Annotated in this window: 24 protein-coding genes and 2 pseudogenes; 15 read left to right on the forward strand and 11 right to left on the reverse strand. The window is 62.0% G+C overall.

Annotated elements, in window-relative coordinates; genetic code table 11:
- Position 1 precedes the first annotated feature (1 nt).
- Together EOA19_RS27715 and EOA19_RS27720 are read left to right on the forward strand one after the other, a co-directional pair.
- Positions 2-475: pseudogene (locus EOA19_RS27715) on the forward strand (NUDIX domain-containing protein).
- Between the two features lie 95 nt (positions 476-570).
- A complete protein-coding gene (locus tag EOA19_RS27720; RefSeq protein WP_127293737.1) occupies positions 571-840 on the forward strand; it encodes a DUF6455 family protein in 270 nt (89 codons plus the stop codon).
- 283 nt (positions 841-1123) lie between these two features.
- On the opposite strand, the gene EOA19_RS27725 is transcribed toward EOA19_RS27720, so the two are convergent.
- The 3 genes from EOA19_RS27725 to EOA19_RS27735 form a co-directional block, all read right to left on the reverse strand.
- The gene (locus EOA19_RS27725; RefSeq protein WP_128305406.1) at positions 1124-1822 is read right to left on the reverse strand and encodes a CBS domain-containing protein; all 699 of its coding nucleotides are present in this window, start codon (positions 1820-1822) and stop codon (positions 1124-1126) included.
- A 131-nt stretch (positions 1823-1953) separates the two neighbouring features.
- Positions 1954-2421, reverse strand: coding sequence for a DUF2231 domain-containing protein (locus tag EOA19_RS27730; RefSeq protein ID WP_127293733.1), 468 nt, complete (start codon positions 2419-2421; stop codon positions 1954-1956).
- 87 nt (positions 2422-2508) lie between these two features.
- The gene (locus EOA19_RS27735; protein WP_128305407.1) at positions 2509-2742 is read right to left on the reverse strand and encodes a hypothetical protein; all 234 of its coding nucleotides are present in this window, start codon (positions 2740-2742) and stop codon (positions 2509-2511) included.
- A 185-nt stretch (positions 2743-2927) separates the two neighbouring features.
- Between EOA19_RS27735 and EOA19_RS27740 the strand changes: the two genes are divergently transcribed.
- The 3 genes from EOA19_RS27740 to EOA19_RS27750 are packed head-to-tail and all read left to right on the forward strand — an operon-like array spanning position 2928 to position 5205.
- The gene (locus EOA19_RS27740) at positions 2928-3197 is read left to right on the forward strand and encodes a PepSY domain-containing protein (RefSeq protein WP_245486349.1); all 270 of its coding nucleotides are present in this window, start codon (positions 2928-2930) and stop codon (positions 3195-3197) included.
- Positions 3197-3862: a response regulator transcription factor gene (locus EOA19_RS27745; protein WP_127293727.1), complete on the forward strand. Its 666-nt coding sequence runs from the start codon at positions 3197-3199 to the stop codon at positions 3860-3862. The genes EOA19_RS27740 and EOA19_RS27745 overlap by 1 nt, the downstream gene beginning before the upstream one ends.
- On the forward strand, positions 3862-5205 hold the full coding sequence (locus tag EOA19_RS27750) for a HAMP domain-containing sensor histidine kinase (RefSeq protein WP_128305408.1): 1344 nt from the start codon (positions 3862-3864) through the stop codon (positions 5203-5205). The genes EOA19_RS27745 and EOA19_RS27750 overlap by 1 nt, the downstream gene beginning before the upstream one ends.
- A gap of 7 nt (positions 5206-5212) precedes the next feature.
- Here the strand turns inward: EOA19_RS27750 and EOA19_RS27755 are convergent, their stop codons facing one another.
- From EOA19_RS27755 to EOA19_RS36115, 3 genes are read right to left on the reverse strand one after another with little or no spacing between them, the layout of a single operon-like run.
- A complete protein-coding gene (locus tag EOA19_RS27755) occupies positions 5213-6724 on the reverse strand; it encodes an RnfABCDGE type electron transport complex subunit D (protein WP_128305409.1) in 1512 nt (503 codons plus the stop codon).
- Positions 6721-7443 (reverse strand): FAD:protein FMN transferase, encoded by a 723-nt coding sequence (locus tag EOA19_RS27760; protein WP_245486350.1) that lies wholly within the window; start codon positions 7441-7443, stop codon positions 6721-6723. Before EOA19_RS27760 ends, EOA19_RS27755 begins: the two co-directional genes overlap by 4 nt.
- A 25-nt stretch (positions 7444-7468) precedes the next feature.
- Entirely contained in the window at positions 7469-7771 is a 303-nt protein-coding gene (locus tag EOA19_RS36115; protein WP_245486352.1) for an FMN-binding protein, read from the reverse strand.
- Positions 7772-8440: 669 nt separating this feature from the next.
- Here EOA19_RS36115 and EOA19_RS27770 point away from each other — a divergent pair.
- Together EOA19_RS27770 and EOA19_RS36120 are read left to right on the forward strand one after the other, a co-directional pair.
- Positions 8441-8959, forward strand: a complete 519-nt coding sequence (locus tag EOA19_RS27770) for a cytochrome b/b6 domain-containing protein (RefSeq protein WP_128305411.1) — start codon at positions 8441-8443, stop codon at positions 8957-8959.
- 4 nt (positions 8960-8963) lie between these two features.
- Positions 8964-9205: pseudogene (locus EOA19_RS36120) on the forward strand (VIT1/CCC1 transporter family protein); the annotation flags it as partial.
- Between the two features lie 385 nt (positions 9206-9590).
- Here EOA19_RS36120 and EOA19_RS27780 read toward each other — a convergent pair.
- The 3 genes from EOA19_RS27780 to EOA19_RS27790 are packed head-to-tail and all read right to left on the reverse strand — an operon-like array spanning position 9591 to position 13551.
- On the reverse strand, positions 9591-10217 hold the full coding sequence (locus tag EOA19_RS27780) for a potassium channel family protein (RefSeq protein WP_245486354.1): 627 nt from the start codon (positions 10215-10217) through the stop codon (positions 9591-9593).
- Between the two features lie 41 nt (positions 10218-10258).
- Positions 10259-11896 carry an ATP-binding cassette domain-containing protein gene (locus tag EOA19_RS27785; RefSeq protein ID WP_128305412.1) on the reverse strand — a complete coding sequence of 546 codons (1638 nt, stop codon included), beginning with the start codon at positions 11894-11896 and terminating at the stop codon, positions 10259-10261.
- Positions 11893-13551 carry an ABC transporter transmembrane domain-containing protein gene (locus tag EOA19_RS27790; protein ID WP_128305413.1) on the reverse strand — a complete coding sequence of 553 codons (1659 nt, stop codon included), beginning with the start codon at positions 13549-13551 and terminating at the stop codon, positions 11893-11895. The genes EOA19_RS27785 and EOA19_RS27790 overlap by 4 nt, the downstream gene beginning before the upstream one ends.
- Positions 13552-13652: 101 nt before the next feature.
- Here EOA19_RS27790 and EOA19_RS27795 point away from each other — a divergent pair, with 101 nt between their 5' ends.
- Genes EOA19_RS27795 through cydX form a run of 3 tightly spaced genes read left to right on the forward strand, consistent with a single transcriptional unit; the run spans position 13653 to position 16563 of the window.
- On the forward strand, positions 13653-15227 hold the full coding sequence (locus tag EOA19_RS27795; RefSeq protein WP_128305414.1) for a cytochrome ubiquinol oxidase subunit I: 1575 nt from the start codon (positions 13653-13655) through the stop codon (positions 15225-15227).
- A gap of 27 nt (positions 15228-15254) precedes the next feature.
- Positions 15255-16409, forward strand: a complete 1155-nt coding sequence (gene cydB, locus EOA19_RS27800) for a cytochrome d ubiquinol oxidase subunit II (RefSeq protein ID WP_127293709.1) — start codon at positions 15255-15257, stop codon at positions 16407-16409.
- Positions 16410-16431: 22 nt separating this feature from the next.
- Complete coding sequence (cydX, locus tag EOA19_RS27805; protein WP_127293707.1) at positions 16432-16563, forward strand: cytochrome bd-I oxidase subunit CydX; 132 nt, start codon at positions 16432-16434, stop codon at positions 16561-16563.
- Between the two features lie 39 nt (positions 16564-16602).
- Here the strand turns inward: cydX and EOA19_RS27810 are convergent, their stop codons facing one another.
- Both EOA19_RS27810 and EOA19_RS27815 read right to left on the reverse strand, forming a co-directional pair.
- Positions 16603-16932, reverse strand: a complete 330-nt coding sequence (locus EOA19_RS27810; protein ID WP_128305415.1) for a rhodanese-like domain-containing protein — start codon at positions 16930-16932, stop codon at positions 16603-16605.
- Positions 16933-17005: 73 nt separating this feature from the next.
- The gene (locus EOA19_RS27815) at positions 17006-17374 is read right to left on the reverse strand and encodes a metalloregulator ArsR/SmtB family transcription factor (RefSeq protein ID WP_245486356.1); all 369 of its coding nucleotides are present in this window, start codon (positions 17372-17374) and stop codon (positions 17006-17008) included.
- 93 nt (positions 17375-17467) lie between these two features.
- Between EOA19_RS27815 and EOA19_RS27820 the strand changes: the two genes are divergently transcribed.
- The 5 genes from EOA19_RS27820 (at position 17468) to EOA19_RS35440 (ending at position 23501) form a co-directional block, all read left to right on the forward strand.
- Complete coding sequence (locus tag EOA19_RS27820; protein ID WP_128305416.1) at positions 17468-18757, forward strand: FAD/NAD(P)-binding oxidoreductase; 1290 nt, start codon at positions 17468-17470, stop codon at positions 18755-18757.
- Between the two features lie 29 nt (positions 18758-18786).
- A complete protein-coding gene (locus EOA19_RS27825) occupies positions 18787-18990 on the forward strand; it encodes a DUF2892 domain-containing protein (RefSeq protein ID WP_128305417.1) in 204 nt (67 codons plus the stop codon).
- An 88-nt stretch (positions 18991-19078) separates the two neighbouring features.
- Complete coding sequence (locus EOA19_RS27830; protein ID WP_128305418.1) at positions 19079-20089, forward strand: efflux RND transporter periplasmic adaptor subunit; 1011 nt, start codon at positions 19079-19081, stop codon at positions 20087-20089.
- A complete protein-coding gene (locus tag EOA19_RS27835) occupies positions 20086-23352 on the forward strand; it encodes an efflux RND transporter permease subunit (RefSeq protein WP_128305419.1) in 3267 nt (1088 codons plus the stop codon). The genes EOA19_RS27830 and EOA19_RS27835 overlap by 4 nt, the downstream gene beginning before the upstream one ends.
- A complete protein-coding gene (locus tag EOA19_RS35440) occupies positions 23349-23501 on the forward strand; it encodes a hypothetical protein (protein WP_164780090.1) in 153 nt (50 codons plus the stop codon). The genes EOA19_RS27835 and EOA19_RS35440 overlap by 4 nt, the downstream gene beginning before the upstream one ends.
- The last annotated feature ends 26 nt before the right edge of the window (positions 23502-23527 follow it).

Consider the following 23527-nt stretch of genomic DNA (forward strand, 5'->3'; position numbering starts at 1 on the left):
CGTGCGGACGCTTGAAGCGACGGCGAAAAGAAGCGCAGGAATTCTGCCCTATCGAGGATCTGACAAGGGTCTGCAGGTGCTGCTTGTCCATCCTGGAGGCCCGTTGTGGCAAAGGCGCGATCTTGGCGCCTTGTCGATTGCCAAAGGCGAGTATGACGAAAGCGAGCTGCCCGAGGCAGCGGCACGACGTGAGTTCACGGAAGAGAGAGACTGGGAGCCCAAGGGAACCCTGCTCACTCTGGGTCAATTGCGCCAGCGAGGAGGCAAACTCATCCCTGCATTCGCGTTCGAAGGCGACTTCGATACCGCGACGTTGCGCAGCAACCTGTTTGAGATGGAACGGCCGCCACGCAGCGATCGGGTACAGTCGTTTGCCAAGATCGATCGTGGTGAATGGCTGGATTGAACACTGGCCAGGGACAAGCTGGTGGTCGGTCAACGGCCTTTTCTCGACCGCCTCGTCGCGTCGGTTTAGCCCTCAAGGGCTTGTCAGCTGATCGCCTGTTGATCGAGATCAACGCCGCCTGCTGCCAACATGCCAATGATCAGCAATAGGCAGGAGTGATCACCATGACCTTTCTCGATTACGTGATTTCAGTCGACGCCAGAACCGCTTTGATGGGTCGCATGATGCAGAAGCTCGGCGTCGACAGACAATTGAAGGTCGTAGCCGACCATGAGGCCGTCACCGGCCGGGCGGTGGACCGCTGCCGTTCCTGTGGGCATCAGGATGAATGCTCGGTCTGGCTCAACGAACACCAGCAAGCCGACAACCCGCCAGACTATTGCCGCAATAGCGACTTGATCGCTCGACTGCAGCATGCGGCTGGCCAACGCTAGCCGTTCGAGTCCTCGGCCTGGACCATGTCGTGCTGTGCGTGTTCTGACGAGAGTCAACGCAACCCACGTTTTGCAGTTGATAAGGTGTTGCATTCGACGGGCGCTTACGCGGAGGCAAAACACTGGCAGAAAAAGTTGCGGGCGCGGCGCTTATTGCCTTTGCCCTGTTACGCCATCGACCATTGATCCCCTGGTCGCACCTTGAGCGCGGCGAAGCCTTGGGCGAGGACTAGCAACACAGAGAGGCAATGGTGTGCCTCGCCACGGGTCAATGTCAGCTCCGCTACGAAACAAGGACCACCGACACGGGATCGGCGCAGAAGAGATTGTCCTTGACAGCATTGACGCCGGCGACGTTTTCGGCGGCGACTATCGCTGCCTGGCGCTCGCGTTCGTCGAAGATGGCGCCGCTCAGTTTCACGATGCCACTGTCCACCGTCACGTTGATCAAGTCGTTGCCGGCCCATTTCTGCGCCGCAAGCTCGGTTATGATGTTCTGCCGAATCTGTTCGTCGTCGATGACCGTGGCGGCACCATCCGGAAGAATGCCGAGCAATGCCCGCAGAAGATCAGAGCGGGTGACGATGCCAACGACTTTCCCGCCGTCGATGACCGGAATGCGTTTGACATGGTGACGCGTCATGAGCTCGACGATTTTCCCGAGCGATGCCGCTGGGGATGCCGTCACGACATCTTGCGACATCACCTCCTCAACCCGTCGGCCATTGGCCCGGACATATTGGTCGGCGGCCTTCCCGGGGCTGACGAGAAACTCCAGCCAGCGCGAGCGCTTGTGTTCCGTGCCCAGTTCTCCTCGTCGCAGGAAATCGCCCTCGCTGAGGATCCCGACCAGCCTGCCGTCGCTGCGAATGACGGGGAGGCCACTCACCTTTTTGGCGAGCATCAACCCGGCCGCCTCGGCGATCGATGCGGACGGGTCTATGCCGACGACCGGCTTGCTCATTATGGCTGCGGCTTGCATCTTCGTTCTCCGGAGTTTTCCAAACCTCCGGCTTCTTAGGAGTCACATGTATAAAGCGCCTTGATCTGCATCATTTTGCCATCGAGACAAATGGTCCATGTGTGGGGTCGCGAATGACGGGCCTGTGCCCGTCAACCAGAGATCGCGGTCTTGGCGACATTCACGCCAAGTTCGTAGACAAGCAGACCACCATAATAGGCAGTCGTGGTGACCAGCACCGCTCCGCCAATTTCAATCAGAGGAATGGCGATCGTCACAGCCCGGAACTCGCGGTTCCGAATCCAAAGCGCAAGCCTCACAAATCCCCAGATCAGGAAGGCAAAAGCAGTGATACCTCCCAGGCTTTCGTGGATTTCCGCGATATCGCTGCTGAAGCCGGCCGCTTCGGCGTGATCCAGGGCAAGACCGCCGAAGAACCAGGTTCCAAGGGCGAACACGCCGGCAGCCAGGGCCACAAACGTGGAAATCGTGCCGGCGCCCGATTTTCTCGTGACGGCGTTGCCACCAGCCAGCGCTACAAGGTCGATAGCCGCAAGCGTGTAGATCAGAACAATGGGAAAATGAACAAGAATGGGGTGGATGTGTTGAATGGGGACCATGAAATGCTCCAGGGATTGGTAAGGGACTTTGGATAATTGCCAGCCTTGCAGCGAGCCTTGGCCCGCCACGCACAGCGAAGGGAAGACCTAGTCGTTTTCGTCCGCCTCATCGCCTTGCCGGTCGTCACACTCATCGTCGCCACCCTTAATCGCTTTCGGAGTGGAGGCGTCCTGCATCGGGATGGCCTGCAGATCGATCGGGCCGGATGGGACAACAGACGATGACGCCCCACATGATCCTTCGTCCAATTCAGCGGCCGCGGGCAGGGCAAAGATCGTGAGGCTTGCAAGTGCTGCAAGGACAAGCATGGAATTGCGCATGGTCTGGTATCCTTCTCGGCGCGGCCATGATTGGACGCGATGATGCCCTGGTATGGACCCTTTGCTTGCCGTGGGCTGAGGATAACTGACAGCAAATTGAAAGCTGCAACGTGCGACATGCCTTGCCGATGAGAAGACAATGGAAGCGTTTGGCGGTGCTGGGTCTCGCTGGACTTATCCTGGCAATGCCTCTCGTTGCCCGTGCCGACGAGGACGATGACGGCGACCATGACCGGGCGCGGGATTTGTACGAGCACGGCGAAATCAAGGGCCTTGCCGACATACTGGACCTTGTCCGCGCCAAAGCTCCCGGCGATGTTATTGCGGTCGATCTCATCCGCGAGGCCGACAGATGGGTCTACCGGTTCCAGGTCTTGGGTGCCGATGGCAGGCGAAAGACCGTCGACGTCGACGCCGGCGCCGGTGTCATCATGCGCGATGGGGAGGGTGACTGATGAAGATCCTCCTCGCCGAAGACGAGCCCCGTATCGCTGCCGATATCGCGACCGCCCTCAAGGCATCCGGAATGGCGGTCGATATCGTAAGGGATGGTGAAGCTGCCTGGTTCGCAGGCGATGTCGAGAATTACGACGCCGCGATTCTGGATCTCGGATTGCCCAAGCTCGATGGTCTTACGGTCTTGAAGCGCTGGCGGGCCAATGAGCGCAGGTTTCCGGTTCTCATCCTGACCGCAAGAGGCATGTGGACCGAACGTGTCGACGGCATCAATTCCGGCGCTGACGACTATCTTCCCAAGCCTTTTGAAATGGAAGAACTGCTCGCTCGGTTGCGCGCCATCCTGCGCCGCTCGGCCGGGCAGGCGGCACCCGTGTTGAGGTCAGGGCCGCTGCTCTTGGACACACGCCAGATGCGCATTTCGCTACGCGGCATCCCCGTTTCCCTGTCGCCGCTGGAATACCGGCTCCTGGCATTTCTGATGCATCACGCCGGGCGGGTGGTGGCGCCGACCGAATTGGCCGAACATTTGTACGATTCAGGCAACGATCGCGATCCGAATGCGATTGAGGTCATTGTAGCGAGGTTGCGACGGAAACTCGGCAGCGATGTCATCGAAACGCGACGTGGGTTCGGGTATCTGATGCCCGATGATCCCGCTTGATGGCCAACTCGATCCGCTTCCGGTTGTGGTTGGCTGCGACAATCTCGATTCTTGTCGCGCTCGGCATCGCCGGCGCGGGCTTGCGTTATCTGTTCGAACTCCACGTCGAGCGGCGCGTGGTGGGCGAGTTGACGGTCGACCTCAACGAACTGATCGGCGCAACGGCTTTCGCCGGCGATGGCCGACTTGTCGTGACCCCAGTGCTGACCGATCCGCGGTTTGCCAACCCACTCTCCGGTTACTATTGGCAGGTGGAGGACATCACCACCGGCAGCCTCGAGCGTTCGCGATCATTGTGGGACGCCAAGCTGCTCCTGCCTGCCCAGAGCGCAAGTGGTGGGCTGCGAACGGTCGAGGAGTTCACGGGCCCGGGCGGAGAACTCAGCATTGCAGTCGAGCGTACGATCATCGATGCCGGAGGCCGGTCGTTTCGCGCCATCGTGGCGGAAGATCATCGAACCGTTGAGCTATCTGTAAGCGAATATGTTCGCGACCTTGCTCCGGCTCTCTTGATGCTCGCTGCAGTTCTTATGGCCGCGTTTTTCATCCAGATCACCATCGGCCTTGCACCGCTGGAGACCTTGCGGGTCGCCGTCAGAAACGTGATCGCACAACGAACGACACGGCTCGATGTGGCGGCACCAAGCGAGGTGCAGCCGCTCGCGGACGAAATCAATCGTCTTCTCAATGCCCAGGAAAAGGCCCTTGCCCGAGCCCGCTCGCGTGCCACCGATCTGGCACATGGCCTCAAGACGCCGCTGCAAGTGCTGTCGGCCGACATTCGTGCGTTGAGAAAGAAGGGCGAGACGGACTTGGCCGACGAGATCGAGAAGAGCGCCGCAGCGATCCGGCGCCATGTCGAGCGGGAGCTCGCGCGCGCCCGCCTCGCGCCCGGCATCTCCGGCAAGGCATCCTGCCTCGTGTCGGAAGTCGCGGCTGGGGTCATTGCCGTCGTCAAACGGACGCCAAGCGGCAAGCAGCTTTCATTCAAGATGACTGTCCCGGAGGATCTCACAGCGCCGATCGATGAGGGTGACCTGTCGGAAATCCTCGGCAATCTGGTCGAGAACGCGGCGCGCTACGCAAAATCGTCAGTGCAGGTCGATGCATCCGCCGCCGCTGGCAAGGTGACCATCACTGTCGCCGACGACGGACCCGGCATACCGAATGCGGATCGCCAATCCGCCTTGTCACGTGGCGTTCAGCTCGACAGCAAGGGCGGCAGCAACGGCCTCGGCCTGGCCATCGTTTCCGACATCGTCGAAGCCTACGGCGGGTGTCTTGCCATGACCAACGCCGACCCGGGCCTGGTCGTGACCATTTCCTTGCCACGACACAATTGACCCTGCTTCAAGCAAAACCTGGGAAGTAGTCGACCCTTATCTTCGAGCGGCGCACGCCCATGGCCAGCAGTTTCTGACGCAGCGCCTTGACCATCGCCTGCGGGCCGGAAATATAGAATGTGCGTTCGAGATAGTCAGGTATGGCCAAACGTATTAGGCGCTCGTCGATGTGACCGGGATACTGCCCGCGCTCGCCACCGCGCGCCACGGCGTGGACCGTCTTGATGCCAAGTTCCTGCCTGGCCGCGCCAAGCACGTCGCGATAGGCAATATCCTGCTGGCCTTCGGTTCCGTAGAGGACGACGATCGGCCGCCGCTCCTTGCGGTCGAGGAGATATTGCAGCATCGAGCGGAACGGCGTGATGCCGATGCCTCCGGCCAGGAAAGCGATCTTGGTTTCATGCCGGGCGGGCAGCGTGAAGTTGCCGGCCAGTTGCGCGGCGTGGATCGTGCTGCCCGGCCTCATGGTCATCAATTCGCGCTTGAAGGCACTTGATTGTGGATAAAACTTGACGCCGAGACGGATCGTTTCCTCCGTCGGCGCAGAGGCCACCGTGAAATAGCGGCGGTTGCCGCGATTGTCGGCACGATCGAGGCCAAGCGTCCATTCGAGATACTGGCCGGGCTCAAAGGCGAGTTTGCGCGGCGACCGGAAGACGAAGTCAAAGCTGTCGACAGCCGATTGCTCAATGCGCTCAAGAGTCAGCACGAAGCGTCCCTTGGGGCCTGCCGCATAGGCAAACAGGTTGCCGGCAAGCAGCGCCAGTTCCGGCGTGAAATAGAACGAGCCGATATGGATGTTGGGAGCAAACAGAAAGCCGACGATGGCGGCAAAGGCGATACGCGGCCAACGCATCGTCGGCGCGGTCAGCGGCTCGGTCAGCATCACAAAGGCAAAGAACAGCAGAGGCGACGAACCGAGTGTCTCCGCTAGTGCGGTCCGGTACTGCGACGGGTCCGTGGTTGCCAAAATGGTCGCCAGCGCCACGACAACAAAGGTCGAGACAAGATCAAGCCGGCGCAGTTTGCGGACAATGAGCATGCCACCGACGAGCACGAGAGGAAGCAACGGCAAATTGCCGCCGACCCACCAGGTGGCGGGTTGGTCGAGCAGCAGCGCGGACACCGCCACGCCCAGCGCAGCCGGATTGAAAAGGTGCTTCCGGCCGATGGCGAGAATGAACTTGGATGATATCGCCCAGACGGATGCGAATGCCACCGCCGCAATCCCTTTGATGTCCGTGACCGCTACCGGATCGAGGATGAGCGCCAGGATGAATGCGGTGATGTAGACGGATTCATTGTTGGCCGGGACCGCGAAGACATATGCAAAAATCCTGTTGGTGATCCAGCAGGCGGCCAACGCCAAAGCCGTCGTGAAGGCGAGCGCAATCGGATCATGTGGCACGAGCCTGACGAAGCCGAACACGAACGCCGCGCCGACCAGCGCCATCAGATAGTAGAGGATCAGCCTGTACATGGTCAGGTGATCCAGAAATCGGTCGATGGTCTTGATCATGGCAGGCAAAGGGCTCCGAACCCGGTTGTCGGCGTGGCGCGGCCATTGGCGTCGACGAGATAGCCCTCCAGGCCAGGCGTCTGCTCGATGAAGAGAATGCCGTCCCGCCCCATGGCGAACGCCGCGGTGGCGAAACGATCGGCTTCAAGCACATCCGCGCCGATGACGGTCAAACTGATGATGTCCTGGATCGGACTGCCAAATCCATGCGGGTTGTAGATGTGCTGGCCTCGGACATAGGTGCCGGAGGTCGCGACGCCGCGGCCGCGGGGATAGACGACCTTTACGATCTCGTTCGCATTGAACGGATTGCGGATGCCGACGCTCCAGTCCTGGCCCGATGCATTCTTGCCGCTGGACTGGATATCGCCACCCGCCTCGATGAAGAAATCGCTGATGCCGGCCCGTTGAACAATCCTCGCGGCATTGCGAATGGCCCAGCCCTTGACGATGCCGGAAGGATCGAGCGACCCGTCGGGCTTGCGAATATCGAAGTATCCGTCCGTCTCGTCTTTTGTCTGTCTGGCAATGGCCAGCACTTCCATCATCTCGCCGCTCCAGTCGACGACCGGAACGTCGCCGCGGTTGATGGCCGCGATCTCGCTGTCGGCCCGGTACGTGCTGAAGCGCCTGTCGACATGTTCAAAATAGCCAAAGACCGTGTCGATCAGTTCACCGGTCGACGCGCCACCGATGTCGACCGTGATGGGCATGCCCATCAAAATTCGCGTGTCGCGCATGATGCTATGACGACGCTTTCTTCAGCGCGCCACGCAGCGACTGGATGAAAGCCCTGCTGGTTAGCGTCGCGCCCGAAATGATGTCGACATTGGCGCTTTGGACGCTGATCGCTTCGTCGCGCAGCATGGGCAGCGCTTGCCTGTTGATGCTGATGGAGGTGCGGCGGTCGGATGGATATTTCAGCACTTTCAGCGCCGTAAGCTGCCCGCCTTGTACGAGGGCCTGAATCTGGATGATGCCGTAGTAGGCATCGGCCGTGGGGCCGGTGTAGACGCCGTCGGCATAGCCGTGTGCGGCGAGCTTCATGCCGACCCGGACGACATGTGCTGGCGCATCCGGATATGCCGGCCGCGGCTGTGGGACAGGTATGTAGACGGCAGGAGTTACGGCGAATGAAGGTACCGATGGCGCTGGATCGGAGGCAGCCGGAGCCACTGGCTGCGCCAGTGGCGTTCGCGACGGTTGTGGTGCGACCGGCACTGTCTGCTTGACTGGATCATTTGGTCGTTCGGCGGGAACTGCTATGCCCGCTGTCGTTTCCCGGGCAATCGGGAACCTTGTTCTGAATTGGGGATCGAGGGGCGCCGGGGAGGTGCGAAGCATCGGCAAAGCCGCAGCGGATGCGGGCTCTTTTGGCTGCTCGGAAGGCACATCTGCTGCATCGGCCGGCAGCGCTTCGCCAAGCATATCGTTTGCCGGATCCTTGCCGGCCTGATCCCAGACATAAGCGCCCGAGGCGGCGATCACGAAAAGTGACAAGGCAATCTGTTTCATCGGAATGTGCTTCCACGTTGAATCTTGAAGGGTGACCCGTCTGGTCCGCTTCGGATGCAATATCCCACGGCCAAGCTGACAACTGGCTGTCAGCGGGCTGCGACCCGTCAACGTCATGGACGACATCAAGTCGATTTGTCATAGATCAAGATATTCGCATAAAGCCCGAGCTAAGAGGGCTCTCTCAAGGAGGTAGCTGCCATGACTGTTGCCAATGAGACGGCCGGATACACCGCAACCCAGATTCTGCTGCATTGGGTGATTGCGGCGTTGATCGTCCTACAGCTCATCCTCGGTGAGGACATCAAGCCGGCTTACCGGGCGTTCTCACGCGGCACCGAGCCGGCAGCTGGCGATATCTTCAACGCGAATATTCATGTGTATGTCGGTTTGGCGGTCCTGGTGCTGGCGATCTGGCGGTTTGCGGTCCGACTTATGGTTGGTGTGCCGGCTGCACCATCGGAAGAAAGCGCATTGTTAAAGCGTCTCGCCGCTGCCGCCCATTTCCTTCTCTACCTGTTCATTTTCGGGATGCCGATTACCGGAGCGCTAGCATGGTACTTCAACATTCGAGCGATGGGTGAGATACACGAACTCGCCAAGCCAGTGATCATCATTGTCGTCGGGCTCCATGCCGTGGCGGCGCTATGGCAGCATTTCTTTGTGAAATCGGACGTCCTCGTCAGGATGCTGCGACCCGCTGGACGGCGCGCGCCGTGATGCGATGAGCCGCCTGCACAGTGAAAACCATCTCGTATCGCCACCGCTGCGCGCGGCCGTGCTTGGCGGTAATGATGAACGCAGCCAGACTCTGAGCGACAGGAACTTGCAGGCATCTATGTGAAGCGCGGCGCGGAGGGCCAGCCTGATCGTTGGCGTGGCGGCGGCCAATGCAACGGCGTCAACGTTCTGGTGGCCGGCGTCGCCGGGTTGGTCGCCGGTGCGATGTCGATGGCGGCCGGCGAATGTCGTCGAGACGATGCCAGCCGACACTGGCCTTGCAAGTCCCAACCAGTTGATGGCCAGGGACGCGCTTGGCATGCCAACTCGCCTCGCTCAATGGTCGAGGTCGGCTGGTATCGGACTGCGAAATGACCGAGACAGCGCCTGACGAACTCTGCATTTCGGAATTGACTGCGGCGCGGCCGATCCAGGCGGCGCTGGCCTCGGCGGTGGCATTTTTCAGATGGCGCGGACATGCCATTTGCAATGGTGCTCGTTTCACCAACAGCGTGGCTTGCCGCAACGGTGACCGCTTCGTCGCGCCGAATGCCGGCCCCTTGTCAGGAGCATCGCGACATAGGCCGAAACCGGCAAGCGCGACATTCCCTAGTAGTCTGAGTTGGCCGCGTCAGAAATGCTCGCCGGCCTTGAACGGTCCGATGCGGGTGCCTGCAGCGATCAGATAGGCGGTCGACCAGCCGATGAGCAAGAAGCCGTTGACGCCCTCGAGTGCCGCCAGGACACGCCATGCATGGGCGGGCACAATGTCGCCGTACCCAACCGTCGAGAAAGTGATGGTGGAGAAGTACAACGCAGTTTCGAAGTCGGCGAAGATGTTGAGCATCCGGTACAACCCAGCCCAAAGCCAGACCTCGGCGGTCATGATCGCAAAAAGGCCCATCACTACGCTGATCATTGCGACGATACGGCTGCGGCGCCCGTGCATGCGGAAGCGGGCGACCATGTGCCCCATCGCATGTGTGACGGCGATCAGACCAAATGTGTGGACGAGAACGGTCAGACTGATGACGACAGTGCCGATGAGAAGATTTAGGGCCATTCGCGGAAGGTAGAAATCGCGGCGGCAAACTTCCTTGCGCAAAATCAAAAGCTGTCGACGGCCTGTGAGCCTAAGCATAGCCAGCAGATTGTGGTATTGCTCAGCCAGATCGATCTCCGCCTTGCGTCCTTTCTTCGCGAAGAGGTCAAGGTCGAGATCGGCTCCGACGAGCGGAGATCGGCCACAGGGCGGCAAGGATGACGCCTTTCTTCGACGGCTGTAGCGGATTTTATTATCTAACCTTGCAGCCTAATCGCTGTGGCCCCTTTCGGTATCAGTTCGCCATGGCTCGAGAGGATGACGATGCGTTGCCGCAGCCGCTGCAGCAGCGCATGGAGGATGCGCTTGCCCTGTTCGGCCGCGAGATGCTCGATTGGTTCGTCCAAAAGGATGACGGGCCTGTCGGAAAGCCATGATCGGGCGAGATTCAGCCTTTGCGCCTCACCCAGTGACAGCACATCTTGCGTGATCCATCCATCCAGGCCGCCAGCCGCTCTCATCCTGCCCTGGAGTTCCACTGCGTCCAGCGCGCGCCACAGCTCATCGTCGCTGGCGTGCGGGGCAAACAGGTTCTCGCGCACTGTGTCGGCAAGAACCGTCGCATCGTGGGCGCAGAAGCAACTCATGGCGCGGCGCGCATCCGCACTGAGCTCGATATCATCACCCAGGAGGCATTCGTCACTGGCGTCGAGCCAGCCAGCGATCTGCTTCAACAGCGAGGTCTTGCCGCAGCCACTGGCACCATGCAGGACAGTTGGCCTGCCGGCCTTGAGGGTCGCGCTTATTGGCCTGCCGATCAGCCGGCCATCCGCTGCGTGGCGCGGCAACCGGTCCAACGTCAACGACGAGATCCGTTCCGTGACATGCTTACGCGTTACGCCATCCGGCGCGTTCCATTGAGCCAGAGCCGATCGGGCTGCTTTCTCGCGCGCGAAGGCGACGACGATCTTCGATGTGCCCAACACCGATTCAGCGACGGCCAGCCAGGCGAAGGCCAGTAGGGCAGGCGGCAGCAGTGCCTCGCCACGCAGACCTGACAACCAGGCGGACACCAGAATGCTCAGCATTGCACAAGGCGCAAGGCAGTTGGCCAGCGTGTCGAGCAGTGCCTGCCAGTGGCGAAGCGCCATCGCGCGCGTCTGGGCATTGGCGTAACCGTCGAACGGCGCTTCGATCGTGAGACCCCAGCGGCGTTCGCCTTGCAATGGCACCACGGCCTGTATCGCGGCGCCAAGCAGGCGGGAGGCCTGCTGCCTGCTTTCGCGCATGGCCGCCAGATCGGCGTCGGCTCGGTTTGCGAGGAAATAGGCCCCGACGATGTTTACCGAGATGAGCGACAGGATCGGCACGACTGCCAGCGGCGCTATCAACAGGGTCGCTGCGACAAGCAAGAGAATGGCGACGCCAAGGGTCGCTGACGGCAGGCTTACGCGCAGGCGCGCATAATCCACGTCCTCGACCTCGTCGAGATAGTCGGCAAGGCGGTCCTGATTGCCAAGCTGCCAGCCGGCCTTGCGCACGGACGGTGCCGCGGCCATCGCGGCGAACAGCGTCGAACGGCGAAGAACCTGATCGGTGAGCGCCGCCCGATGGCCGACAACGCGCTCGCCATATTTGGCCGCCGTCCGGGTCAGAGCGAACAGGCGTATGAATGCGGCCGGCACATGGAAGTTGAATGTCAACGCGGCGGGCGTCAGGCCCGCCAGTGCGACAGCGCCGAGAAACCAAATGGACACGCCGGTCAGCAGGATTCCGCCCGCCAGGGCGGCAAGCGCCAAACCCAGGGCGAGGCGCCACGGTGCCCTGTTTCGAACTGGCTCTTGCGGTGGGCCGATCCGCGATTGCTCGGTGACCGAGGACGCGGCGGCGTTCATGCGACGTTCTCCCGTGCCTGACCGTTGTCCGCGCCGAGGTCTATGGTTGTGCCGGCAAGCATGGCCAGGCTTGTGTCATGCGTTGCCACCAGGACGATCCGGCTGCACGCCGCCTCCACAAGCGCACGACGCACCATCGCGGCGCTGCCGGGATCAAGCTTGGCGGTCGGCTCGTCGGCAAAGATGGCCCGGCCCGAGATCAGCGCACGCGCCAGGCCAATACGCAGCCGTTGTCCGCCGGAGAGGTTTTCACCGCCGGCCTGGATCAGCGCGTCAAGCCCGCCGGGCAGAAGCACTTCGTCGAGAAGACCGACAGTGCCCGCAGCAAGCAACAGCCGGGTCCGGCAACATGGGCCGTTTCGCCAGGCGATGGCGCCGCCAAGCGTGCCTTCCGGCACATAGATGTCGGTGGAGCACCAAGCGATGCCTGGGCGGGTGTAGAGATCCGCTTCGAAAGATGGCGCGGACCCGATCCCGGCAAGGTGGCGCAGCAGGGTCGACTTGCCCGATCCGCTCGGTCCGGTGATGGCTACCAACCCGGTGCGGGGCAGAAGCGATGCGGCACCGGCCAGATCTCGGGTCACGATGGCGGCTTCGAAAGCCGACGATTGCGGATGAGCGGCCAGAACGAGGGTATCGAGCGCGGTGGCGGCGGCGAGGCCCTCGGCCTTGGCGTGATACTGCTCCGCGTAGCGCCGGAACGGGGCGAAATACTCCGGCGCGATCATCAGGATGAACAGGCTCTGCCAGAGCTGGAGGTCGGCGAAGCCAGGGATGCTGACGAGCTTGAGATGGCCGAGGCCGAGAAACACGGCGAGCATCGCGATCGACAGCGACGAGAAGAAGTCGATGATGCCGGCGTTGAGGAAGGCGATCCTGAGCACGCCCATCGTGCCCGAGGCGTAGGTATCCAGCCGCACCGCGAGCTTGCGCCTTTCCCGGCTCAGCGCGTGGTTTCCAAGAATGGTCGGCAAGGTGCGGATGCGATCGGCGAACTGTGCAGCGAGACGGCCGAACGCTCTTTCCTGAGCCTCGGCGCCGCTGCGGATCGCGCCGCCAATCAGAGCGAAAAAAACGATCATCACCGGGGTCAGAACGACGAGCGCCAGTGCCGCCTCCCACGAAACAGCGAGGATCACGGTTGCGGCAAGCAGCGGGCCCAGCCCCAGCATGGTTGACGCGAGGCGATGCCCGACCGCCAGGCCGGCCACGGCTTGCGGATAGCGTTGCAGTCCGGCGATCAAAGCTCCGAGCGGCTTCGCCTGGATGTCGCCGGGAAGAGCCGCGGCTAGGGCTCGACGCACCGACTCGAGCAGGCCGTTGGCGACTTTCAATTCCGTGTTGGCGACGGCTAGGTCGGCCCCCAGGCCGACGACAGAGCCGAGAATCAGGCTGACCAGCGCCGCGCCAAGCAGCAGCCAGCTTGCATTCCCGGAGATCATACGGCCCACGAACATTGCCGCCAGACCTACGAAGGCAAGCCGCAGCACCGCGCGCGCCGCTTGCAATGCAAGGGCGCAACGCAGACCGGGAGCGGCAAGGCCGCGGGCAACGCAAAGTGTCTTGCCGGGGGCAGGCGCCCCTGGCTTGGCCGCTTCCGGCGGATTTGCCTCCGTTGGGCGTTTGCCGCAGTGTTTCAGGACAGTTTCGAGCATGACAGCTCAATCTCATGCCGGGGCCATCAGTGAATTGACGCACATCAAAAGGCGCGACCGCCGAACACGCTATCGAAGGGCACGCCTAACGGAGCTCTCCCATGACCAACCCACTGCTTGTGGAGTTGTCGCGGCTGCAATTTGCATTGACTGCGATGTACCACTTCCTGTTCGTCCCGCTGACACTGGGTCTCTCTATCATGCTTGCGATGATGGAGACGGTCTACGTCATGACTGGCCGCGCGATTTGGCGCGACATGGTCAAATTCTGGGGCGTGCTGTTCGGCATCAATTTCGCCCTCGGTGTCGCCACCGGCATCACCATGGAATTCCAGTTCGGCATGAACTGGGCCTATTATTCTCACTATGTCGGAGACGTGTTCGGCGCCCCTCTCGCGATCGAGGGCCTAATGGCGTTCTTCCTGGAGGCGACCTTCGTCGGACTGTTTTTCTTCGGCTGGGAAAAGCTCTCGGCGCGCGCGCATCTCGTGGTAACCTGGCTTGTCGCGCTGGGCACCAATTTCTCGGCGCTATGGATCCTGATCGCCAATGGGTGGATGCAGAATCCCGTCGGCTCGGCCTTCAATCCCGACACGATGCGCATGGAAGTGACGGACTTCATGGCCGTCATCTTCAATCCGGTGGCGCAGGCGAAGTTCGTCCACACCGTTTCGGCGGGCTATGTCTGCGGCGCCGTCCTCGTGCTCGGCGTTTCGGCCTTCTACATGCTGCGCGGGCGCCACATCGATCTCGCCAAGCGCTCCTTCGTCATCGCTGCGGCCTTCGGCATGGCTTCCTCGCTGTCGGTCATCGTGCTTGGCGACGAGAGCGGCTATGCCATCACCGACAACCAGAAGATGAAGCTCGCCGCCATGGAGGCGATGTGGGAGACCGAGCCGGCTCCCGCCTCGTTCACGGCCTTCGGCGTACCCAGCATGAGCGATCGCACGACCCATTTCGCCGTGCATATCCCCTGGGTCATGGGCCTTATCGGCACGCGCTCGATCGACAAGGAAATCCCCGGAATCATCGAACTCGTCCAGAGGGCAGAGGGGCGCATTCGCAACGGGCTAACCGCTTATGACGCGCTCGAAAAACTCAAGCTCAACCATGCCGACGCAGCAGCACGCGCGAGCTTCGACGCGACAAGCAAGGATCTTGGCTACGCGCTGCTGGTAAAGCGCTACGTCGAGGATCCGCGCCTGGCCACTGACGATCAGATCAAGCAGGCAGCCTGGTCGACCGTGCCGGAGGTGCCGGCGATCTTCTTCACATTCCGGCTGATGGTCCTGTGCGGCTTCGTGCTGCTTGCGGTCTTTACACTCTCGCTCTGGCACACGATGCGCGAGACACCCGCGCCGCGCTGGCTGTTGCGCATGGCGCTGATCGCGATGCCATTGCCATGGCTTGCCGTGGAGCTCGGTTGGTTCGTCTCCGAATTCGGCCGCCAGCCTTGGATCATCGAGGGCATGCTGCCGACCTTCCTGGCAACGTCCGAGCTCGGCATTCCCGACCTTGTGATTACCATCCTGGGCTTCACCCTGGTCTATGGCGTGCTGGCCGTGATCGAGGTGAAGCTGATGCTGCAGGCGATAGCGAAAGGGCCGACTGTCGCCGCGGATATCACGCCTCCCGTCGGCGAAGGCATAAAAATCCATCTGGTCGCCGCCCAGTAAACGCGGGACCTGCAAGGAACAACGACGATGATCGATTTCCTCTTTAATTACGAAACGCTGCGGATCACATGGTGGGTGCTGCTGGGCGTCCTTTTGATCGGCTTCGCGGTGACCGACGGCTTTGACATGGGCGTCGGGGCACTGCTGCCCTTCGTGGCAAAAACCGATATCGAGCGGCGTGTTGCCATCAACACGATCGGGCCGGTCTGGGAAGGCAACCAGGTCTGGTTCGTGCTTGGTGGCGGCGCCATCTTCGCTGCGTGGCCGGCGCTCTACGCGTTGAGCTTCTCGGGCTTCTACCTCGCCATGTTCCTGGTTCTGTTCGCGATGATCCTGCGGCCGGTCGGCTTCAAATACCGCTCCAAGCGGGAGGATCCCCGCTGGCGCTCGAACTGGGACTGGGCACTATTCATCGGCGGCGCCGTGCCGGCGCTCATCTTCGGCGTGGCGGTGGGCAATGCGCTGAGAGGCGTGCCGTTCCACTTCTCCACCGACCTGCGGCCGTTCTATGAGGGCACCCTGTTCGGCCTGCTCAATCCGGTGGCGCTTTATTGCGGCCTGGTTTCGCTGACCATGCTTGTCATGCACGGCGCGGCCTGGCTGACATTCAAGGCGGAAGGGCCGGTGGCTGACCGCGCCCGCCTGATCGGCGGCAAGGCCGCGCTTGCCACCGCTGCCCTGTTTGCCGGCGGCGGCGTGCTTGTTTGGCTCGGGCTGCTCGGCGGCTATGAAGTGACCAGCGCCATCGTCTGGGGTGGTCCGTCCAATCCCCTCGGCAAGACAGTGATAGCGAATTCGAGCGCGTGGCTGCGCAACTTCAGTGCCACGCCGGTCCTCTGCTTGGTGCCCGCGCTCGGCATCGTGGCGCCGCTGGTCGCCGCGGCCGGCTTCCGAGCGCGTCGCGAAGGCCTCACTTTCCTCGCATCGAAGCTTGGCGTGCTCTGCATCGTTGCGACTGTCGGCCTGGCGATGTTTCCGATCATTCTGCCGTCAAGCAGCAATCCGGGCCATTCGCTTGCCGTGTTCGACGCATCCTCAAGCCGGGCGACGCTGCGCAACATGCTGATCGCAACTGTCATCTTCCTACCGCTGGTCCTTGCCTACACAGCCTGGGTCTACAGCGTGCTTTGGGGCAAGGTCAGCGAAACTTCGGTACGCGGGGCTGGTTCATCGGTGTACTGAAAAGAGATTGGAGATTGCCACGATGTGGTATTTTGCCTGGATCCTCGGGCTCGGACTGGCCGCCACGGTCGGCATCCTGAATGCCCTCTGGTACGAGTTGCGCGCGGTTCGCGCCCAAACGTCCGAGCAAATTGAGCACTTGGAAGCCCCATGAGGCGCCGCAACGAAACCTGTTGCGACAACACCTTCGCTATCAAGCCGCAGACGGGAAACCTTGCCCACGCCAGGCGCTGATGCCGCCACCCATATGCGTATCGTGCGCCTGCCCTGCCGCCATGGCGACGGCGATCGCTTGCGATGACCGGCCGCCGGCGTGGCAATAAAACACGACTGGTTTGCCGGATGGAATCCGGTCCATCTCTTCACGAAGCCTGCCTAGTGGAATATGGACGGCGCCGGCTATATGCCCAGATGCCCATTCGCCTTCCTCCCTGACATCGACAAGCGTGACAGCGTCACCCAGCTGACGCACTTGCGTCGGCGTCAGTGTCTTGGCCGCCGACCACGTTCCACATCCAGACATTGCACTTCTCCTGTTTTTCCGGAGGCAGCATGCTGGGCGCTGCCTATGAGATGTCGATCGCAACAGCTTATCGTCAGGGACAGAAAGCCGCGTGAAGCGCTTCGACGACGGTGAGCACCTCCGGCCGCGTGATGCGGTAATAGGCAGTCGTGCCTTCGCGGCGCGATTCGACCAGGCCGTCAGCACGCAATCGCATGAGTTGCTGCGACATCGGCACTTGCTCGATGCCAAGTAACTCGCGCAGTTCCGCCACTGAACGTTCATCCTTCCCCAACGCGCAGAGGACCAGCAACCGTTGCGGATGGGACAGGCTCCTGAGCAGCTCCGCCGCCTTTCCCGAAGCTGGGATCATCTCTTTTACATTCATACTCTTGAATTTAAAACTTTTGAATGTTAATTGCAAGCCCATCGATAGGCGCACGAGCAGTGAAATCCTTATCATCGCGCTCCCCGCCTTCGGAAATTGCGCCAGATCAACACAAGCCGGCTGCCTTGCTGTCAGTTTGCTCGAACGAGAAACATCGGGAGAAACCCTATGTCACATGTCGTCGTCCTCGGGGCCGGTCTTGGTGGAACCATCATGGCCTATGAAATGCGAGAGACGCTGCGCCGTGAGGACAGCCTCACCGTCGTCAATCTCGGCACATCCTATTCCTTTGTGCCTTCCAATCCCTGGGTAGCAGTCGGCTGGCGCAAGCGCGACGACATCACAGTCGATCTCGCCGCAACCTTCAAGCGGCGAAACATCGCGCTCAAACCCGAAGGCGCCAAGAAAGTGTATCCGAAGGAAAACCGGATCGAGCTCAACGACGGGACGTTTGTCGACTACGACTACCTGATCATCGCGACCGGGCCGGACCTCGCGTTCGATGAGGTGCCCGGCCTCGGACCTGCTGGATATACGCAGTCGATCTGCCATATCGACCATGCGACCGCCACCAAGGCGAAGGTCGATGAACTCGTCCGCAATCCGGGCCCTGTGATCGTCGGCGCCGTCCAGGGGGCATCCTGCTACGGACCCGCCTACGAATTCGCCTTCATCCTCGACACCGCGCTGCGCAGAGCCAAGGTGCGCGACCGGGTGCCGATGACCTTCGTAACGCCGGAACCCTATATCGGTCATCTCGGCTTGGACGGCGTCGGCGATACCAAGGGTCTGCTCGAGAGTGCCATGCGCGATCGCCACATCAAGTGGATCACCAACGCCAAGGTGACGTCAGTCGATGCTGGAACCATGCATGTGGAGGAAGTGAACGAGGATGGTGCGCTGAAGGCCAAGCACGACCTGCCGTTCACCTTCTCGATGATGCTTCCGGCCTTCCGTGGCGTGCCGGCGGTGAAGGACATAGAGGGCCTGGTCAATCCGCGCGGCTTCGTCACGATCGACAAGCATCAGCGGAACCAGACTTATCCGAACATCTTTTCGATCGGCGTCTGCGTCGCCATTCCTCCACTCGGCAAGACGCCGCTACCGGTCGGCGTTCCAAAGACCGGCTTCATGATCGAATCCATGGTCACGGCGACGGCGGAAAACATTGGCGCGCTGTTGCGCGGCGAGGAACCGCGGGCTGTCGCGACCTGGAACGCGGTCTGCCTGGCCGACTCCGGCGACGAGGGCATCGCCTTCGTGGCGCAGCCGCAGATCCCGCCACGCCTCAACTGGTCATCGCAGGGAAAGTGGGTGCACGCGGCCAAGGTCGGGTTCGAGAAATATTTCCTGCACAAGGTCCGGCAGGGCAAGAGCGAGACCTTCTACGAGGGACTGGCACTCGACTTGCTCGGCATCAAGAAGCTCAAGGCCATTCACATGGAGCCGGCCGAATAGGCACGGCGCAGATTTAAGGAGACAAGATCATGACGATCGACAAGGCAGTTCTGATGTTCGCGGGGTTCATGGTGCTGATCTCCGTCGCGCTCGGCTATTACTATTCGTTCTACTGGTTCCTCCTGACCGCCTTTGCTGGGCTTAACATGGTCCAGGCCTCGCTTACTGGCTGGTGCCCGGCAGCTATTGTCTTCAAGAAAGTTGGCTGCAAGAGCGGCGTCGCCTTCAAGTAACACCCGACTTTCCAGGACCGCCGTCCCGAACGGGAGGTGCCTTCGCGCCTCCCGTCCTTTCAATTCGTTCCGAGAACGGCACATAGCGATGAGATACGTACGATTCCTCCTGACCAACGGGCTTCCGCTCGGCATCACGCTGCTCGTCAACGGCGGCGCGTTTGCGGGGGACTTCACAGTCAAGGCAGCCACCGTCATCGAGATGAAGGCCGTTTACGGTCAGGTCGAGAGCCGCACAATCGTGCCGGCGCGCGCTCGCCTTTCCGGTACCATCACCGACGTGCGGGTAACGGAAGGCCAGGTCGTCAAAAAGGGTGATGTGGTCGCTACCGTCGTCGACGACAAAATAGCTCTGCAGCTTCGCGCAGCCGATGCCAAGATCGGCGCTCTCAATTCCCAGATGGAGAATGCCAAGACCGATCTGCAGCGCTCCCAGGACTTGTTGGCCAAAGGCGCCGCGACCCAGAGCCGGGTCGATGCAGCTCAGACCCAGTTCGACGTCATCACGAGCCAGCTGGCGGCTGCCGTTGCCGAAAAGGCCGTTACCCAGCAGAGCGCCAAGGAAGGCGATACCTTGGCTCCAGCCGACGGTCGGGTGCTGACAGTTCCAGTGACGGCCGGCTCGGTGATCATGGCAGGCGAACCGGTCGCCCGGATCGCTTCGGGACAATACTATCTGCGACTGTCGCTGCCGGAGCGGCATGCGACGGAGATCACGGAGGGGGCCCAGGTCGATATCGCCGAACGCGGTGCCGGCGCGGATGGCGGTTTCGTCAAGGCCCGCCAGGGCCGGGTCGCCAAGGTCTATCCGGAGATCGAGAACGGCCGCGTCATCGCCGATGTCGAGGTCGCCGACATCGGCAGCTTCTTCGTCAACGAGCGCACGCTGGTGTCGATTCCAGTCGCGAAGCGAACCATGCTGGGCGTGCCGCCGCAGGCGGTCACCACGGTGCATGGGATCGACTACGTCACAGTCAATACGGCGGACGGACCGCTCGGCGTGGCAGTCGTGCTCGGCGAGCGGTACCAGGATGGCGGCCAGCCGCGGGTCGAGGTTCTGACCGGGCTCGCCGAAGGCGACAAGGTCGTCGTACCATGAAACTTGGCATCGCCGGCGGGCTCACCCGCTCGTTCATCGCCTCGCCGCTGACGCCGCTCTTCTTGTTGGCGGCACTGGCGCTCGGGCTTGTGGCCCTGGCCACGCTGCCACGCGAGGAGGAACCGCAGATTTCCGTGCCCATGGTGGATATCCATGTCGCGGCCAACGGGCTGAAGGCGGAGGATGCCGTCAAGCTCGTGACCGAGCCGCTGGAAACCATCATCAAGGGCATCGACGGTGTCGAGCATGTCTACTCGCAAACCGTGGACGACGGTGCGCTGGTGACTGCCCGCTTCAAGGTCGGCACCAGTTCCGACGCCGCCGTTTTGCGTGTTCACGACAAGGTGCGCGCCAACATGGACCGCATCCCGGTCGGCATCCCCGAGCCGCTCATCGTCGGGCGCGGTATCGACGACGTCGCGATTGTGGTGGTGACGTTGACGCCGACACCCGAGGCGGCCGGCCGCTATTCCTCGGCCGATCTAAGCCGACTGGCGCACGAGCTTCAGGTCGAGGTCGCCAAGCTGCCGGACATTGGCCTGACTTACATCGTCGGCGAGGAGCCGGAAGCGATCCAGATCGAGCCGGACCCGGAAAAACTCTCTCTTTACGGCATCACGCTGCAGCAGTTGACGGCCAAGATCACCGGCGCCAACAGGTCTTTCCAGATCGGCACGGTGCGCGATGAGGGCAAGCAGCGCGTGCTGGTGGCCGGCCAGACCCTGCAGACGCTCGCCGACATCGGTAACCTGCTTCTGACTGCGCGCGACGGGCGGCCGGTCTATGTGCGCGACGTGGCCAGAATTGTCTTGGCGACGTCGCCTGCGGAGAACCTCGTCACCAACATTGTCAAGTCCGACAAGGGGCTTGAACGGGCGCCGGCCGTGTCGCTGGCGGTTGCCAAGCGGCCCGGGACCAACGCCGTTGTCATCGCGGACACGATCGTCAAGCGTCTTGACCAGGTGCGCGGCGAAATCTTCCCGAAGGACGTCGAGATGGTCGTGACCCGCGACTATGGCGAGACCGCGAACGAGAAGGCGAACGAACTGCTCTTCCATCTCGGCCTTGCCACGATCTCCATTGTCGTGCTGGTTGCAGTCGCCATCGGCTGGCGAGAGGCGCTGGTGGTGGCCCTTGTCATCCCCACGACCATCCTGCTCACGCTGTTTGCCTCGCGCATCATGGGCTACACGCTGAACCGGGTCAGCCTGTTCGCGCTGATCTTCTCCATCGGCATCCTCGTCGACGATGCCATCGTGGTGATCGAGAACATCGCCCGGCACTGGTCCATGGACGATGGGCGGTCCCGCAAGCAGGCGGCGATCGACGCCGTGGCCGAGGTCGGCAACCCGACCATCGTGGCGACGCTGACCGTGGTCGCGGCGCTCCTGCCGATGCTGTTCGTGTCGGGCCTGATGGGGCCGTATATGAGCCCGATCCCGGCCAACGCCTCGGCGGCGATGCTGTTCTCCTTCTTCGTCGCGGTGACGCTGACGCCATGGCTGATGATGAAATTCGGCAAGAAGGGCCACGCCTCGGCGCATGTCCATGATGCCAGTAGCCCCGGTGGCGCGCTCGGCCGCGCCTATATCGCGGTCGCAAGGCCCATCCTGAAGTCGCGGTTTCGGTCGTGGACCTTCCTGCTCGTCGTCGGCGCCGCGACCATGGCTTCCATGGTGCTCATCTACACCAGGCACGTCACGGTGAAGCTCCTGCCGTTCGACAACAAGACCGAATTGCAGGTGGTTGCTGACCTGCCCAAAGGCTCCTCTGTCGAGGACACCAACCGGCTGTTGCAGGCGGTGGTGAACCGCCTCGCCGACGTGGCCGAGGTGGTCTCTTTCCAGACCTATGCCGGAACGGCAGCCCCGTTCAACTTCAACGGCCTTGTGCGCCATTACTATCTTCGCTCTGGGCCCGAGCAGGGCGACGTCGCAGTCAACTTGGTGGGGAAGGGAGAGCGCAGTCGTCCAAGCCATGCCATCGCCCTTGACATCCGCGAACGGCTGAAGGGCATGGCCATGCCAGAAGGCACCGTGCTCAAGGTGGTCGAGCCACCGCCTGGTCCGCCGGTGATGGGGACATTGCTCGCGGAGATCTATGGGCCTGACGCCGAGACGCGCCGTGCGGTGGCGACAAAGGTGCGCGAGACGTTCGCCTCTATTCCGTTCATCGTCGACGTCGACGACAGCTTCCACAACCAGCCGCAGCGCGTGCGGCTGTCGATCGACCAGGACAACCTCGAATACTACAAGGTCGAGCAGTCCGACGTGTACGATACGCTGAACTACCTCTACGGCGGCACGACAGTCGGCTACTCACATCGCGGCGGCGGCCGCCAGCCGATCCCGATCCGCGTGGCGCTCTCGAAGAGTGACGGCGTGGTCGACCAGCGCGCCCTGACGACACCGGTGCCGGCGAACGCTCTGCCCGGCGCACGCGACGTGGTGGAGCTCGGCGACGTCGTGCGGATGACGCGCGAGCCGGCATCCTACCCGATCTTCCGCCACAACGGCCGGCCCGCCGAAATGGTGACGGGGGAACTCGCGGGCGAGTTCGAGGCGCCCGTTTACGGCATGCTCGCTGTCGACGAGGCCATTGCCAAAGCGGATTGGGTTGACCTGCCGAAACCGACGATCGCACTGCACGGCCAACCGGGCGACGAATCCAAGCCTACACTTCTGTGGGACGGGGAGTGGGAGGTGACGTGGGTCACCTTCCGCGACATGGGCGCGGCCTTCATAGTGGCGATCCTGGGCATCTACATTCTCGTTGTGGCGCAGTTCGGTTCGTTCAGGCTGCCGCTGGTTATCCTGACGCCGATCCCGCTGACCCTGATCGGTATCATGATCGGCCATTGGGCCTTCGGCGCCCCGTTCTCGGCCACCTCGATGATCGGCTTCATCGCACTTGCCGGCATCATCGTGCGCAACTCGATCCTGCTGGTGGATTTCATTCGCCATTCCAAGGGCACCGACAGGCCGCTGGTCGACGTGTTGCTTGAGGCCGGCGCCATCCGCTTCAAGCCGATCCTGCTCACCGCGATCGCAGCGATGATCGGGGCGGCGGTCATCCTGACCGACCCGATTTTCCAAGGGTTGGCGATTTCGCTGCTGTTTGGCCTCGCCTCGTCGACGCTGCTGACGGTGCTTGTCATTCCCGCCATCTACGTGGCGCTTCGAGGCGGCTCGAAGCCGGGCACCGACAGCGACGCGCCGGCAGAGCTCACGGCGGCCGACGAACCAACCCCAACTCCCGCGTGAGCCAGCAAGGACAAGATCATGAGCTACTATTTTCCAAGACGCTGGCCTCCAGCTTTGATGCGGCGGTCGAACACACGACGGCCGTTCTGAAGGATGCCGGCTTCGGCATCATTAACGAGATCGACGCTGGTCGCCACGGACGGATCTGAACTGGCGGAGATAGGCGTAAAGCACG

Source organism: Mesorhizobium sp. M7A.F.Ca.US.010.02.1.1 (genome assembly GCF_004023085.1).
Lineage (GTDB): Bacteria > Pseudomonadota > Alphaproteobacteria > Rhizobiales > Rhizobiaceae > Mesorhizobium.

Bases quoted from the DNA above. Each gene is read 5' to 3' on its own strand.
- EOA19_RS27720 (WP_127293737.1), top strand. From the start codon at position 571: ATGACCTTTCTCGATTACGTGATTTCAGTCGACGCCAGAACCGCTTTG.
- EOA19_RS27725 (WP_128305406.1), bottom strand. From the start codon at position 1,822: ATGCAAGCCGCAGCCATAATGAGCAAGCCGGTCGTCGGCATAGACCCG.
- EOA19_RS27730 (WP_127293733.1), bottom strand. From the start codon at position 2,421: ATGGTCCCCATTCAACACATCCACCCCATTCTTGTTCATTTTCCCATT.
- EOA19_RS27735 (WP_128305407.1), bottom strand. From the start codon at position 2,742: ATGCGCAATTCCATGCTTGTCCTTGCAGCACTTGCAAGCCTCACGATC.
- EOA19_RS27740 (WP_245486349.1), top strand. From the start codon at position 2,928: ATGCCTCTCGTTGCCCGTGCCGACGAGGACGATGACGGCGACCATGAC.
- EOA19_RS27745 (WP_127293727.1), top strand. From the start codon at position 3,197: ATGAAGATCCTCCTCGCCGAAGACGAGCCCCGTATCGCTGCCGATATC.
- EOA19_RS27750 (WP_128305408.1), top strand. From the start codon at position 3,862: ATGGCCAACTCGATCCGCTTCCGGTTGTGGTTGGCTGCGACAATCTCG.
- EOA19_RS27755 (WP_128305409.1), bottom strand. From the start codon at position 6,724: ATGATCAAGACCATCGACCGATTTCTGGATCACCTGACCATGTACAGG.
- EOA19_RS27760 (WP_245486350.1), bottom strand. From the start codon at position 7,443: ATGGGCATGCCCATCACGGTCGACATCGGTGGCGCGTCGACCGGTGAA.
- EOA19_RS36115 (WP_245486352.1), bottom strand. From the start codon at position 7,771: ATGAAGCTCGCCGCACACGGCTATGCCGACGGCGTCTACACCGGCCCC.
- EOA19_RS27770 (WP_128305411.1), top strand. From the start codon at position 8,441: ATGACTGTTGCCAATGAGACGGCCGGATACACCGCAACCCAGATTCTG.
- EOA19_RS27785 (WP_128305412.1), bottom strand. From the start codon at position 11,896: ATGAACGCCGCCGCGTCCTCGGTCACCGAGCAATCGCGGATCGGCCCA.
- EOA19_RS27790 (WP_128305413.1), bottom strand. From the start codon at position 13,551: ATGCTCGAAACTGTCCTGAAACACTGCGGCAAACGCCCAACGGAGGCA.
- EOA19_RS27795 (WP_128305414.1), top strand. From the start codon at position 13,653: ATGACCAACCCACTGCTTGTGGAGTTGTCGCGGCTGCAATTTGCATTG.
- cydB (WP_127293709.1), top strand. From the start codon at position 15,255: ATGATCGATTTCCTCTTTAATTACGAAACGCTGCGGATCACATGGTGG.
- cydX (WP_127293707.1), top strand. From the start codon at position 16,432: ATGTGGTATTTTGCCTGGATCCTCGGGCTCGGACTGGCCGCCACGGTC.
- EOA19_RS27810 (WP_128305415.1), bottom strand. From the start codon at position 16,932: ATGTCTGGATGTGGAACGTGGTCGGCGGCCAAGACACTGACGCCGACG.
- EOA19_RS27815 (WP_245486356.1), bottom strand. From the start codon at position 17,374: ATGATAAGGATTTCACTGCTCGTGCGCCTATCGATGGGCTTGCAATTA.
- EOA19_RS27820 (WP_128305416.1), top strand. From the start codon at position 17,468: ATGTCACATGTCGTCGTCCTCGGGGCCGGTCTTGGTGGAACCATCATG.
- EOA19_RS27825 (WP_128305417.1), top strand. From the start codon at position 18,787: ATGACGATCGACAAGGCAGTTCTGATGTTCGCGGGGTTCATGGTGCTG.
- EOA19_RS27830 (WP_128305418.1), top strand. From the start codon at position 19,079: ATGAGATACGTACGATTCCTCCTGACCAACGGGCTTCCGCTCGGCATC.
- EOA19_RS27835 (WP_128305419.1), top strand. From the start codon at position 20,086: ATGAAACTTGGCATCGCCGGCGGGCTCACCCGCTCGTTCATCGCCTCG.